The sequence below is a fragment of the Bacteroidota bacterium genome, assembly GCA_020402865.1.
GTDB lineage: Bacteria > Bacteroidota > Bacteroidia > Palsa-965 > Palsa-965.
In genome coordinates this window covers 42,388-56,229 of record JADBYT010000001.1, presented here as the reverse complement: position 1 = coordinate 56,229, position 13,842 = coordinate 42,388, and the positions used below count along the sequence as shown (strand labels likewise).

The window sequence follows — 13,842 nt, the reverse complement described above, 5'->3', positions numbered from 1 at the left end:
CCACCGGAGACGCTACGCGAAAAAGCTTTTATCCAGCGCGAGCCATTCCAGAGCGGCGCCATGCAGCAGCATGTTTTTCTTTTCGTCGGGCCAGGGCATGCTGCGGATGAGTTCGCCGGGGCGGTTTTCGCCGAGGGGGAAAGGATAGTCGCTGCCCAGGGCTACGCGGTTTGCGCCAAATTGATCGACCACCAGTTCGAGGACTTTTGGATCATGCACAAGGCTGTCGATCCAGAAACGGCCGGGGTAGTTGCGGGGCGGTACGGGATTGTCGATAGCCACCAGATCAGGCCGGCAGTCGAACCCATGCTGTACACGACCGATTGTAGCGGGAAACGAGCCGCCGCCATGGGCAAAGGCCACCCGCAAATGCGGCAGTTTTTCAAATACACCGCCAAAGAGCATGGAGCAGATTGCACGTGATGTTTCGGCGGGCATGCCTACCAGCCACGGCAGCCAGTAACGCTGCATGTTTTCCTCGCCCATCATTTCCCACGGGTGAATGAACACGGCCATTTCGAGCTCCTGGCAGGCGGCGAAAATCTCGAAAAACTGCGGCTCGTTGAGGTTGAGCTGATTTACATTGGTACCAATCTGAATGCCGCGCAAACCAATTTCCTTGCAGCGCCGCAATTCCTGTATGGCATATTCGGTATGCTGCATGGGCACAGTGCCAAGACCAACGAAACGTTTAGGATAACGCGTTACGATTTCGGCAATATGATCGTTGAGGAATTTCGATAATTCGAGACAATCTTCGGGCTTGGCCCAGTAGCTGAACATGACCGGCACGGTTGAAAGCACCTGTACATCGACCAGTTGTTCATCACTTTCGCGCATGCGGGTTTCGGCGCTCCAGCAATTGTCATCAATATCGCGGAAAAACTTACCATCGTCGCGCAGCATGCGTGCGCAGCAGGGTTTGTAGTGATCCAGCTGAATAAAACCGCCGTATCCAAATTTTTCTTTCCAGTTGGGAATATGTTCGGGAAGAATATGGGTGTGAATGTCGATGGTGAAGTAATGCGCCATGAACACAAAGGTGGCGATTTTGGGCGAAACCGTGCCGGCGGCGGTGGTTACTTTTCTTTTTATCAAGCAGCCTACGGTTGCAGTTGAGCGCAAGATTGATCCATAATGCAGGTAAACAGTGCTATCCGTAAATACGGCCGGAGCACTTAATCTGCATTAACCACAACCCACATAAAAATCGTAACTTTGCACTTCCTTGTAACATCAGAAACAACAAGGCAAAGCGCCATGAGCGATCAGATCAAACACGAGTGCGGCATAGCTCTTATCCGCCTGCTTAAACCCTATCAGTATTATATAGACAAATACGGCACGCCCATGTACGGGCTGAACAAGCTGTATTTGTTAATGGAAAAGCAGCACAACCGGGGGCAGGACGGCGCGGGTGTGGCTACCATAAAATTTGATGTGCCACCGGGTACGCGCTACATAAGCCGCTACCGCTCTACCGATCCGGCTGCAATTAAGGAGATTTTCGGCAAGATCAATACGAAGTTTGAGCATGCGCTGCGCGAACATCCCGACAAGATAACCGATGCGGCCTGGCTTAAGAAAAACGTGGCGTTCAGCGGCGAGTTATTGCTGGGGCACCTGCGCTACGGCACATACGGCGGAAACAGCGTGGAAAACTGCCATCCGTTTCTGCGCCAGAACAACTGGATTACCCGCAATCTGGTGGTGGCCGGCAACTTTAACCTTACCAATGTGGACGAGCTTTTCCACCATTTGGTGGAACTGGGCCAGCACCCCAAAGAAAAAGCCGACACGGTTACAGTGATGGAGAAAATCGGTCACTTCCTTGACCGGGAAGTGGAAGGACTTTTTCAGGAGTTCAAGCGCAAAGGCCACAGCAACGAAGAAATTACCGGACTCATTGCGGAGCACCTTGACATACAGAAGATACTGAAAGACGCCGGCAAGAAATGGGATGGCGGTTACACCATGGCCGGTATGCTTGGTCATGGCGATGCGTTTGTACTGCGCGACCCGAACGGCATCCGTCCGGCGTTCTGGTATGCCGATGAAGAAGTGGTGGTGGTAACTTCCGAACGTCCGCAAATTCAAACGGCGTTCAATGTCTCCATCGACAGCATCAACGAACTGAAGCCGGGACACGCACTTATTATCAAGAAAAACGGCAGCTACGCCGAGAAACAGGTGCGCACACCCCGCGAGAAAAAATCGTGCTCGTTTGAGCGTATTTACTTTTCGCGTGGCAGCGACCGCGATATTTACACCGAACGCAAAAGCCTCGGCCACCAGCTTACCGACAAGGTGCTGAAAACGGTTGATTATGATCTGCACAATACCGTGTTTTCATTCATACCCAATACAGCCGAAATTGCCTTTTACGGTCTGGTTGACGGTTTGCACCATTACCTGAATACTGTAAAACGCCACAAAATACTCTCACTGAAAAATGTGACCGAGCCGGAGCTTTCAGACATCCTCTCCATGCAACCGCGCATTGAGAAAATTGCGCTCAAAGATGCCAAGCTCCGCACATTCATTACCAGCGACCGCCAGCGCGACGACATGGTGGCGCACGTGTATGATACCACCTACGGCATTGTAAAACCCGGCGATAATCTGGTGGTGCTCGACGATTCGATTGTGCGCGGCACTACGCTCAAGCACAGCATTATCAAAATCCTCGACCGTCTGAAGCCGCGCAAAATTGTAATCGTATCATCGGCACCGCAAATTCGTTACCCCGACTGCTACGGCATTGACATGGCCAAAATGGGCGATTTCATTGCCTTTCAGGCTGCCGTAGAATTGCTGCGCAAGACATTCCGCGAAAATTTGCTGGATGAGGTGTATGAAAAAGCCAAGGCGCAGGAAGATTTACCTGACGAGCAGATTGTAAATGTGGTGAAGGAAATTTACAAACCCTTTACCGCCGATGAAGTTTCGGCCAAGATCTCCGAATTGCTTACACCCGCCGGCGTAAATGCCAACATTGAAATTGTGTTCCAGTCTATTGAAGGCCTGCACAATGCCTGCCCCGGCCACACCGGCGACTGGTATTTTACCGGCGATTATCCCACGCCGGGTGGCAACCGCGTAGTAAACAGAGCCTTTATGAATTACATGGAAGGTAAAAACGTGCGGGCGTATTAAGGCTTCAAATTCTGTTTTGTTTATACAGTTTGCATCCGGCTTTTACAGGCCGGATGTTTTTTTTCATATCTTGATTAAGTCAAACTCCCAGACTCATGAAAAAACGCCTCCGCATTCTTTGTATTCTCCTGCTTGCAGTTACCGCAACGCTGCATGCACAAACGTTCAGCAGCACAGCTACTGCACCTATTCAGGATAATCAGTACCACTTCACCACCATTAACGTAAGCGGCCTCCCCAATACGCTCGACAGTACGTTTGGCTTATGCACGGTTTGTTTTGATGTAGCACACAGCTACATTGGCGATCTTGATGTGTATGTGATTTCTCCTGCCGGCGACTCAATCAGGCTCATCAATAACCAGGGCGGCGGCGGCAACAATTACAGCGGCACCTGCCTGAACATGGCGGCCACTACATCGGTACTGCTTGGACAGGCCCCGTTTACCGGCACATTCATTCCGGAAGTGAGCCTGAACTATTACAATCAGGGGCAAAACCCCAACGGCACATGGCGTTTTGGCATACGTGATGAGGCTCCGAATGATACGGGAATGATTGTGCAGGCCTCACTCACCTTCTGCAATAACCCGCCGCCCGATCCGCCGCAAATGCCCGGCCCGTGCGACTACTACAACGGCGGTAACTGCTTTTGTCCCGACGGCTTTTCAACTAACTGCGACCTGTTGCCCGACATGACGGCTTCTTACGATTACATTATTCAGGATCATCAGGAGCAGCCGGGCATTATACGCGTGGGCAACGCCACACCCAATATTGGCTGGGGGCCCATGGAAATACGCGCTTCAAACTTCTGCTGGTGCGATACCGTGCCGGTAAACTGCACCACCAGCGTATGCCCCAACGGCGGACAACCTACACAGCAACTTTACCAGCGCATCTATCACAAAAACAATGGCGTAATTACTTACTACGACACCCTCACACAGGGACGCATGAGCAATCACCCTTCGCACGGGCACGTACATGTGAACAACTGGTCGGAGTTTACGCTACGCACATTTGACCCCAACGAACCCGATGCACGCAACTGGCCCATTGTGGCGCGCGGATCAAAAATCAGCTTCTGCCTCATCAACCTTGGCGATTGCACAAGCAACAACGGCTGGTGCCGCGACACACTCAACAATGTACTAACCATGGATAGTATTCCCAATGCCCCGTTTGGCCGCGTAAGCGGCTGCGGCACCGAACAGGGAATTTACACCGGCATGCTCGACATTTACAGTTCCGGCCTGCCCGATATGCATATTGATTTAACCGGCGTGTGCAACGGCAGCTACTACGTCGTATCAGAAACTGATCCCGACAACAACTTCCTCGAAACAAACGACGAAAACAACTGGGTTGCCGTGCCCATTACCCTCAACCTGCAGTCAAACCCCATCAGTACCGGTTTCAATATGAGCCAGAGCGGCACTGCGGTAGTAGTAAACAACAACAACACCGACCTGCTGGGCTTTGAATGGGATTTCGGCGACGGCAATACCGACACGCTTAACAATCCGGCCACACACGTGTATGCGCAGCCGGGCACATACACCATTACGCTTACGCAAATAAACGGCTGTGGCAGCTACACCTCCACGCAGGTTGTGACCATTACCGGCATTGGCGAAACGGAAGGCTTCAACGAACAGTTGCTGCAGGTGGCGCCCAATCCCACACCGGGCATTGTGCAGCTCAGCGGCATACTACCGGATGGAGAAATGATGCACGTGGAGTTGTTTGATGTACTTGGCCAGCGTGTGCTGAATGTGCAGCAACGTATGCCCGCCGGAAAATACACCCTGCCGCTTGATCTGGATGCAGCGGGGCTTGCAAACGGAAGCTACCTTGTGCGTGTATCGGCCGGCAATTACTCGGCTGTGAAGCGGGTGGTGCTGAGCCGGTAGTGCATTGAGCCGGTTAGAAATTTAGCATTGAAATAGTACGTTAATAAAAGGAGGCTGTCTCACACTTTTGAGGCAGCCTTCTTTGCTGCTGTATAGCCGTTAGTTACTTTGTATTTACCGTTCGTTACAGTATAGGTGTGTTGGTTACACGCAACGATTTCCCGCTTGTGGTTGTTTCATATTTGCATTATTAAACTGCCCGCGTGCCATCAGGCATCTATAGCCTGGGACTTAAAAGGCAGATGTAGCCCTACTGTGTTGCCTACAAAAATACATTTAAGCACAACGAATATACAGCCGAAGCCCACGAATATACATCTGCCACTCACACCCTGTGGTGCAGAATTACCTTCATCGTGCTCAGTACTTAAATTATGCTACACAAGATCCTCGTTAGCCTCGCAGGGCTGTTTTGCATCTGCTATACAGAAGCAAATGCACAGTCGTTTTTTAGCAATTCAGGCGACAGTATTCATGATAATCAGCAAACCTGTTTACCTATTGTGGTAAGTGGTTTACCTGGTAGCACCGACAGTAGTTTTGGTATTTGCACCGTGTGCTTTAGTATTAATCACGCCAACATTGGTAATCTGGACGTGAGTATGGTTTCGCCTGCGGGCGACACGGTAAAGCTCATCAACAACCAGGGCGGAACGGGAACAAGCTATCAGGGCACCTGTTTATCCAATTCGGGAATTACACAAATTGCCAATGGTTCGAGCCCTTTTTCAAACACCTACATTCCTGAAAACAGCCTGAACTATTTTAACACGGGGCAGAATCCAAACGGAACCTGGTTTCTATGCGTGAAGGATGAAGTACCCACCGCAGAGGGATACATTGTTTACGGAGCAATTCTCTTTTGCAGTAATCCTCCGAACGACTCGCTTGCCGTTGGGCCTTGCGGAATATTAAATGGTAATTCATGCGTTTGCCCCGACGGAAGCAGCGATTGCGATCTGCTTCCCGACATGACAGCCTCAGCCGATATTATTCAGGCCGAGCATACCGAGTTTCCGGGCTTGCTTACGCTGAGCAATGCCACACCCAATATCGGCTGGGGGCCGATGGAAATACATAGTTCTGGGCTGTGCTACTGCGACACGGTTAGTGTACCCTGCTCAACCACCATTTGTCCGGACGGAAACCCGCCAACCGAAAAACTTCTTCAGCGCATTTATCACAAAAACGGGGCTTCAATTACTTCATACGATACGCTCACAGGCGCTACAATGAGTTATCACCCCACGCACGGACATATACACATCAATAACTGGTCGTGGTTTACATTGCGCACACCTACATCAAATCCAGATGCGACTACCTGGCCGATTGTAAAATCAGGCTCAAAGGTTAGTTTCTGTCTTGTAAATCTTGGTGATTGCACAAACAATCCGGGGTATTGCCGTGACAGTGCGGGAAATATTCTTACCATGAATGATATCCCGAATGCACCCTTTGGTGAAGTAAGCGGCTGTGGTATGGATCAGGGAATTTATACCGGGAAACTGGATATATACGGTCAGGCATTGCCCGATATGAATATTGATCTTACCGGTGTATGCAACGGTAATTATTACCTCGTTTCAATTACCGACCCCGACAACAATTTCATCGAATCAAATAACAACAACAACTGGGTTGCCGTTCCTGTAAGTTTAAACATGCAGTCGTCGGCCATTACCAGCAGCTTTTCCGTTTCAATTTCCGGATCGGCTATCATAGCCTCCAATAACAATTCTGATTTAACCGGATTTATCTGGGATTTTGGCGACGGCCATACAGATACTATAAATAATCCTGCCACACATACTTATTCAGCACCGGGAACCTACACAATTACGCTCACACAAACTAATCCGTGCGGCAGTTACACAACCACGCAAACAATAGTAATTACCGGCATTGAAGAAAGCAGCGACTACAGCCAGCGAGCCTTGAAAGTGTATCCCAACCCCACACAATCGGTTGCCGAAATTACACACCTGCAAACTTCTGCTGGTAAATGCCAGCTTTCGCTACTCAATTTAAATGGTGAGGTAGTATATGCTCAGGCTGAATCAAATGTACAGCGCGGATGGAACAGTTTTACCCTCGACTTTGAACAGCTGGGAATCAGTCAGGGGGTATATATCGTTCGTTTAATTAGTGATGAGCGCACCTTGGTAACACGGCTTGTGTATCAGCACTGATATATGTTTCGTACGGAAGTATTCACGATAAACTGAAGGGAAAAACCTTTCGGTCTTTTTTAACTCAACACAAAAACGATGAAAAACAAACTGACGTTACTCGCAGTATGCAGTTGCATTGCATTGGGCTTATCCGCCCAGCGTTATGTAAATGCAGTAACCGGTGCATCTGCCGGACAAATTAATGAAGTGATAGAAACAGAATGGAACAGCGGGATCAATAACCCGACCGTACTGATGGATAAAACTTCAGGATTTGCATTGATGAACTTCAATGAATCTAACGGGGCACTTTTAGCCGGATTTGGCATTGACTTAAACGGAGGTGCACTCAACAGATATCATCCGGTGGCTATGGCTCAGGTAGGCAACATGCAGATGGTTGTTGGACAGGACCGGGATAATATTTACTACACGCTGGTATATTCAAATACGGGTGTGGTATTATATAGTTTCGGTTTTGCTAAAACGAATATTACCGGAATCAATTTGTATCAGGATGCGATTCCTGTTGACATTGTTTACGATGGTGGTCTGTTTTGTTATTTACTAACTGAATCGACCGTGACTAGCGCTTTTTCCACCAGCGTCAGATCATTTGGTTTTTTAAAAATAAACGTAATGAACGGAAGTGTGAATACGTTTGCAATTGACGCGTCCGCCAAAACTGGCATCAATAAATACCCCAATGATATTGAGTATGTGGATAATACACATATTTATGTTTCAGGTGTAACTGAATTTCAGGGAACAAAAAGGTTCTTTGTTGATAATATTCTTACTCCAAATAATATTTATCAGTTTGCTTACAGTACATCGAGCTTAACTCCGGCACATTGTTATGTGAAAGCATCGGGAACAACCCTGTGGCTTTCGTGCGATATGAACAACTCCCTTAATTCTACCTCACCGCTTGTATTAATGAGAGTTACAGACACCGGAAGTGGCTTCACGGTAAACAACGCCAGCACGTATAACTATTCCATGCTAAAAATTGTATCTGTTGATTTTCGTTCGAATTATCTGCTGATTGGAAGTACAAACGCCACAAACTCACAACCCCAACAATTCCTGTTCAATACAAGCACAGCTTCATTAACCAGTCTATCCAGCTATTCCACAACCGGATCAAATGTAAAGCCGTATGGAATATACTGCAGTGCTTCGCAACGGATATTTACAGCCTTATGTGATAATTCTGTTAATGTACTCTACAACCTCCGAACAGATGTAAACAGCACAGCAACTAATTGCCACAGTTCGATCACTTCACTCCCAAAGTCGATTACGGTTCCGGTAACAACAATAACCCCTGCATGGAAACTTAATGATCCTGTGCTGATGAATATGACCTACGCTACAGTTAGTTATTTACTTACTCAAACCGCTCAATGCCAGACATTCGCACAAAATGAAACCGAATCGAATAATCAAACACTTTCCCGAATTGGTTCTTCTTCGCTTATTGCCCCTAATCCATCAAACGATTATATTCAGATCAATGCGGCTGAACAAAAAGAAATTACACAGATTGAAATCTATTCTTTCAACGGACAGCTCATTGAGCGTATTCGTCCGGAAAATGGAACAGCTGTTACGTTCTCCACTTCGCACCTGAATAATGGTATTTATCTGTTCATTATTCATAACAACGACGGTACTGTTGAAAACCGGAATGTAGCGGTGCAGCATTAACCAGAAATCAACTCAAAGCAAAGAAGCTGTCTCAAAAGGAAGAGACAGCTTCTTTGCTTTAATATTATAATAAATGATAAATTTAGTTGAGGCGGTAAAAGCCCATCGAAGTAATCTACCACCAGCTATATCATGAGGTGCCGGTTAGTTTCGGCTGCTTATACACCGGTACGGTCGAACACGGCTCACCATACATCAGACTTTTCACCACGGGTTGCAGCATACGTGTAAGTTCTACATACGCCGTAAGCGGCACCGGCTTATCGCCACAGCCTTTTACCACTACGCGGGCATCTTTGTATTGTGCAATATCAAAGTTGGAGAGTATTTCACTGTAAAGCACCGTTTCAAGCATTTCTAAATTGCCAAACACAATTTTCTTTGCAAACGGCGCCAGCGAAACCGAAAGCAGCATCCATGCCCAATCGGGAATAATGGCATCGGCACTGCAATGCACGGCTACAAACGCATCCTGATACTGCGCCCAGTTGTTGGTTTTAATGTATTCGCGGAAATCCTTCTCACGCAAAATCAAACCCTGAAACAACTGGTCTTTAATGTCGATGACTTTACGTTCGCCCGCAGGATACCACTCTCCAAGATCAATGGTGATAAGTCCGCTCTGTGCAACGCGATTTACAATTTCGTTTTCCATTGTAACATTGTACTACCGGGTTCGGTTCGACAAGCTCACCGACCCGGGGTTGTGTACTTTGCTATTGGTTGGTGAGCCTGTCGTTCCACCCAATAGTTACATAAATCCAAGCTCCAGCTGTGCCACTTCGCTCATCATGTCTTTTTCCCACGGTGGCTCAAACGTAATTTCCACTTTCCCTTCCTTCACCCCTTCCACTTCTTTCACACGTTGTTCCACTTCTGCCGGCAGCGACTCAGCAGCCGGGCAGTTGGGCGATGTGAGCGTCATACGTACACTCACTTCTTTTTCGTCATTGACATTAATCTCGTAAATGAGACCAAGCTCCCAGATGTCAACCGGAATCTCAGGATCATAGCACGTTTTAATGGCATCAATGATGCGCTGCGCAAGGTCCGTATCTTTTGAAATAATGATTGCCGACATAAGCGAAATATTTGATCAGGATGCTTTGGCCTGAAGTACAAGCGCATCCATTTTCATCTGTTTAATCATGGCCACCAGTCCGTTTGCGCGCGTGGGCGACAAATGTTCTTTCAGACCGATTGTATCAATAAAAGGCAGTTGTGCCTCCGTAATTTCTTTGGGTGTGTGGCCCGAAAGCACACGCACCATAAGCGCCACAATGCCTTTGGTAATTATTGCATCACTGTCGGCCGCAAAGGTTACTTTGCCGTCTTTCAGTTCGCTGTGCAGCCATACACGACTCTGACAGCCGCGTATCAAACGGTCATCGGTTTTGAGTTCATCTGACAACGGAGCAAGCGATTTTCCCATATCGATCAGATACTGGTACTTATCGTCCCACTGATCGAACATTTCAAATTCGCCGATAATTTCTTCTTCCTGTTCGTGTATGCTCATAATTACGCAAGCATTTTAAGCGCCTTGTGCAACGCTGCAATAAACACATCCGCATCGCTGCGGGTATTATACAAACCAAACGACGCACGCACAGTACCAGGCACACCAAAGCGCTGCATAAGCGGCTGTGTGCAGTGGTGGCCTGTACGCACCGCTACGCCCTGCTGGTCGAGAATGGTGCCCACATCATAAGGATGCAGATTGCCCACCACAAACGAAATGACTCCGGCTTTATGCGGCGCTGTGCCAATGATACGCATGCCTTCAATCTGCTCAAGCTGTGCAGTGGTGTAGGTCAGCAAATCGTGTTCATGCGCGGCAATGGCTTCTACGCCCACCGCATTCATATAATCGAGTGCGGTGGCAAAACCAATGGCGCCTTCTATATTTGGTGTACCGGCTTCAAAGCGCAGCGGGCCTTCCACATAAGTCGTTTTCTCAAACGTAACGTGCGAAATAATTCCGCCACCGCCCTGATAGGGCTGCAATTTATTCATCATTTCACCACGCACATACAACATACCAATGCCCGTGGGGCCGTATGTTTTGTGCGCCGAGAAGCAGTAGAAATCGCAGCCGATTTCCTGTACGTTTACACGCAGATGCGGCGCAGCCTGAGCGCCATCAACCAGTACCGGTATCTGCTGCGCATGTGCCATGGCAGTAAGCCGCTGCACATCGTTTACCGTGCCCAGCGTATTTGACACATGGGTAAACGCAAATAATTTAGTGCGCGATGAAAGCATCCCGGCCGCCGCTTCGTAGTCCAGCTCACCGTTATCGGTAACGGGTACTACTTTGAGCACAGCGCCTTTTTCTTCGCATACCAATTGCCACGGAACAATGTTTGAGTGATGTTCCATGCCGGTAATAAGCACTTCATCGCCCGGCTGCAGGCGGTTACGCAGGTAGGCATGCGCTACAAGGTTCACGCTTTCTGTGGTGCCGCGCGTAAAAATTATTTCCTGCGCCGATGATGCATTTACAAAGCCGGCCACGGTAACGCGCGCTGCTTCGTAGGCTGCGGAAGCTTCCTGACTAAGCGCGTGTACACCGCGGTGAATGTTGGCATTATAATGTGTGTAGTATTTTATAAGCGCGTCAATTACCTGCTGCGGCTTTTGTGTGGTGGCACCATTATCAAGATACACCAGCGGCCTGCCGGGCGATTTTGCAGTAACATGCACATGACGACCGAGTATAGGAAAATCGGCACGGAAGCGCTGCACATCAAAAGCAGCGGCGGCGGTGATTTCGTTTTCGGCAGACACGTGCATACGTATTAAATGGCGCCCATACGGCGGGCAATAAGTGTATCAATGTAATTACGAAGCTCGTCGTGCGGCACGGCATTTACCACTTCTTCGGCAAATGCGTTTACCAGCAGCTTGCGTGCGCTTTCTTCGCCAATGCCGCGTGCGCGCAGGTAAAACAAGGCTTCTTCATCCATGCGGCCGGTTGATGTGCCGTGACTGCATTTTACATCATCGGCATAAATTTCAAGCTGCGGCTTGGTGTTTATCGAAGCATCGTCGCTGAGCAGAATATTTTTGTTGTTCTGAAACGCATTGGTCTTCTGCGCATCGCGCTGTACAAAAATCTTTCCGTTAAACACAGCCAGCGAGCGGTCGCTCATTACACCCTTATACAACTCATTGCTCATGCAGTTGGGCACCTGATGGTCAACCAGCGTGTGGTTATCCACCACGGCATTGCCATAAGGCAGATACAGTCCGTAGAGATGTGCTTCGGCATGCTCACCGGCAATTTCCACATTCAGGTTGTTGCGCACAAATGCACCGCCGGTGGTAAAGGTGTAGGTATTGTAAAGCGCATCGGCCGATACATGTGCCTGCACAGTACTGAGCAGGTAACCGGCTTCGTTTTCTGTTTGCAGGCGGTAGTGATCGAGCTTGGCGCCGTTGGCCACTACTACTTCGGCCAGTACGTTTGTAAACGAGCGTACCGGACCAATGCTTTCGAATGTTTCAATGAGTGTGGCTTTCGAATTTGTTTCGGCCACAACCAGATGACGTGGCTGCAGGAAGGCCGAAACCTCGTTGGTGGCAATGTGCAGAATATGCACCGGCTTCTCCACCACCGCATCTTTGTCGATATGTACAAATAACCCGCTGTCGGCCAGTGCTGTATTTATGGCAATAAACGGATCGGCGGCACTGTCGGCCAGTTCGGCGTAGTGTGCTTTTGCAGCCGGATCAGAAACTACTGCATCGGCAATGGATTCAACGGTAAGTCCTTCGGGCAGTTCGCCTGCAAACGAAAGATCAGGTACAAAGTGACCGTTGATCACCACAAATACCATTGCTTCTTTTACCGGCGAAAGTTCGGCCACATCTTCGGCTGTTACATCGCGGAAAGCAGCTACCCGTGTGCCGAAGCCTTTTTTAAGCACGGCATCAGGGTTGATGTATTTGTAGTCTTCCGATTTACGTGTAGGAAAACCTGTGGCTGCAAACTGTTGTGCAGCCGAGCGGCGCAGTGCGGCCTCGCCGAACAGCGAGGGAAGTTCGGTTTCAAACTTTTCCAGCAGCTGCTCTTTCAGTGTCATGGCTTGTGTGGCTGTACTCATGCCTCAACTGTATTTGCTTCTGCCTTAATCCAGTCGTAGCCTTTTTCTTCAAGCTCAAGCGCCAGTTCTTTCGGGCCCGACTTTACAATGCGGCCGTTCCAGAGTACATGCACCACATCGGGCACAATATAATCGAGCAGGCGCTGGTAGTGTGTAACCACAATAAACGAACGTTCGGGGCTGCGGAGTTTGTTTACACCGTTGGCTACAATGCGCAGCGCATCAATATCAAGACCCGAATCGGTTTCATCGAGAATAGCCAGTTTCGGTTCGAGCATGGCCATCTGGAAAATTTCGTTGCGTTTTTTCTCACCACCGCTGAAACCTTCGTTTACCGAACGGCCGGCAAGTTTACCATCAAGCTCCACCAGCTTCTGCTTCTCTTTCACCAGCGCCAGAAAGTCTTTCGCTTCCATGGGGCCTTCGCCTTTGTATTCGCGAATTTCGTTGATGGCTGTTTTGAGGAAGTTGATGTTGCTCACACCCGGAATTTCTACCGGATACTGGAAGGCGAGAAACAGTCCTTCGCGGGCGCGGTCTTCGGGCGAAAGTTCGAGGAGATCTTTGCCGTTGAATGAAACACTGCCCTGTGTCACTTCATACTCTTCGCGGCCGGCGAGTACCGAAGCAAGTGTACTTTTGCCCGAGCCGTTGGGGCCCATAATGGCATGCACTTCGCCCGGTTTCACTTCGAGATTGAGTCCGCGAAGAATTTCTTTTCCTTCAACAGAAGCGTGGAGATTGTTTATGGTAATCATGATTATGAATATGCGG

Annotated in this window: 11 protein-coding genes; 4 read left to right on the top strand and 7 right to left on the bottom strand. The window is 48.9% G+C overall.

The annotated features are described in order from the left end of the window. Nucleotides 1-12: 12 nt before the first annotated feature. Nucleotides 13-1,032, bottom strand: coding sequence for an amidohydrolase (locus IM638_00225; GenBank protein ID MCA6361436.1), 1,020 nt, complete (start codon nt 1,030-1,032; stop codon nt 13-15). 228 nt (nt 1,033-1,260) lie between these two features. Here IM638_00225 and IM638_00220 point away from each other — a divergent pair, with 228 nt between their 5' ends. The 4 genes from IM638_00220 (at nt 1,261) to IM638_00205 (ending at nt 8,959) form a co-directional block, all read left to right on the top strand. Continuing rightward, nucleotides 1,261-3,156 carry a class II glutamine amidotransferase gene (locus tag IM638_00220; protein MCA6361435.1) on the top strand — a complete coding sequence of 632 codons (1,896 nt, stop codon included), beginning with the start codon at nt 1,261-1,263 and terminating at the stop codon, nt 3,154-3,156. 95 nt (nt 3,157-3,251) lie between these two features. Then, complete coding sequence (locus IM638_00215; protein MCA6361434.1) at nt 3,252-5,072, top strand: proprotein convertase P-domain-containing protein; 1,821 nt, start codon at nt 3,252-3,254, stop codon at nt 5,070-5,072. A gap of 374 nt (nt 5,073-5,446) precedes the next feature. After that, on the top strand, nt 5,447-7,264 hold the full coding sequence (locus tag IM638_00210) for a T9SS type A sorting domain-containing protein (GenBank protein MCA6361433.1): 1,818 nt from the start codon (nt 5,447-5,449) through the stop codon (nt 7,262-7,264). A gap of 78 nt (nt 7,265-7,342) precedes the next feature. Then, the gene (locus tag IM638_00205; GenBank protein ID MCA6361432.1) at nt 7,343-8,959 is read left to right on the top strand and encodes a T9SS type A sorting domain-containing protein; all 1,617 of its coding nucleotides are present in this window, start codon (nt 7,343-7,345) and stop codon (nt 8,957-8,959) included. 130 nt (nt 8,960-9,089) lie between these two features. Here the strand turns inward: IM638_00205 and IM638_00200 are convergent, their stop codons facing one another. The 6 genes from IM638_00200 to sufC form a co-directional block, all read right to left on the bottom strand. Beyond that, nucleotides 9,090-9,614: a DUF2480 family protein gene (locus tag IM638_00200; protein MCA6361431.1), complete on the bottom strand. Its 525-nt coding sequence runs from the start codon at nt 9,612-9,614 to the stop codon at nt 9,090-9,092. A 96-nt stretch (nt 9,615-9,710) separates the two neighbouring features. Continuing rightward, the gene (locus IM638_00195; protein ID MCA6361430.1) at nt 9,711-10,040 is read right to left on the bottom strand and encodes an SUF system Fe-S cluster assembly protein; all 330 of its coding nucleotides are present in this window, start codon (nt 10,038-10,040) and stop codon (nt 9,711-9,713) included. Nucleotides 10,041-10,055: 15 nt separating this feature from the next. After that, nucleotides 10,056-10,478 carry a SufE family protein gene (locus tag IM638_00190; GenBank protein ID MCA6361429.1) on the bottom strand — a complete coding sequence of 141 codons (423 nt, stop codon included), beginning with the start codon at nt 10,476-10,478 and terminating at the stop codon, nt 10,056-10,058. 2 nt (nt 10,479-10,480) lie between these two features. Beyond that, the gene (locus tag IM638_00185) at nt 10,481-11,755 is read right to left on the bottom strand and encodes a cysteine desulfurase (GenBank protein MCA6361428.1); all 1,275 of its coding nucleotides are present in this window, start codon (nt 11,753-11,755) and stop codon (nt 10,481-10,483) included. Between the two features lie 5 nt (nt 11,756-11,760). Further along, nucleotides 11,761-13,068 carry a Fe-S cluster assembly protein SufD gene (gene sufD / locus IM638_00180; GenBank protein MCA6361427.1) on the bottom strand — a complete coding sequence of 436 codons (1,308 nt, stop codon included), beginning with the start codon at nt 13,066-13,068 and terminating at the stop codon, nt 11,761-11,763. Continuing rightward, nucleotides 13,065-13,826, bottom strand: a complete 762-nt coding sequence (gene sufC / locus IM638_00175) for a Fe-S cluster assembly ATPase SufC (GenBank protein ID MCA6361426.1) — start codon at nt 13,824-13,826, stop codon at nt 13,065-13,067. Before sufC ends, sufD begins: the two co-directional genes overlap by 4 nt. Between the last annotated feature and the right edge of the window lie 16 nt (nt 13,827-13,842).

Bases quoted from the DNA above. Each gene is read 5' to 3' on its own strand.
- IM638_00225 (MCA6361436.1), bottom strand. From the start codon at position 1,032: ATGGCGCATTACTTCACCATCGACATTCACACCCATATTCTTCCCGAA.
- IM638_00215 (MCA6361434.1), top strand. From the start codon at position 3,252: ATGAAAAAACGCCTCCGCATTCTTTGTATTCTCCTGCTTGCAGTTACC.
- IM638_00205 (MCA6361432.1), top strand. From the start codon at position 7,343: ATGAAAAACAAACTGACGTTACTCGCAGTATGCAGTTGCATTGCATTG.
- IM638_00210 (MCA6361433.1), top strand. From the start codon at position 5,447: ATGCTACACAAGATCCTCGTTAGCCTCGCAGGGCTGTTTTGCATCTGC.
- sufC (MCA6361426.1), bottom strand. From the start codon at position 13,826: ATGATTACCATAAACAATCTCCACGCTTCTGTTGAAGGAAAAGAAATT.
- IM638_00200 (MCA6361431.1), bottom strand. From the start codon at position 9,614: ATGGAAAACGAAATTGTAAATCGCGTTGCACAGAGCGGACTTATCACC.
- IM638_00195 (MCA6361430.1), bottom strand. From the start codon at position 10,040: ATGTCGGCAATCATTATTTCAAAAGATACGGACCTTGCGCAGCGCATC.
- IM638_00185 (MCA6361428.1), bottom strand. From the start codon at position 11,755: ATGCACGTGTCTGCCGAAAACGAAATCACCGCCGCCGCTGCTTTTGAT.
- IM638_00220 (MCA6361435.1), top strand. From the start codon at position 1,261: ATGAGCGATCAGATCAAACACGAGTGCGGCATAGCTCTTATCCGCCTG.
- IM638_00190 (MCA6361429.1), bottom strand. From the start codon at position 10,478: ATGAGCATACACGAACAGGAAGAAGAAATTATCGGCGAATTTGAAATG.
- sufD (MCA6361427.1), bottom strand. From the start codon at position 13,068: ATGAGTACAGCCACACAAGCCATGACACTGAAAGAGCAGCTGCTGGAA.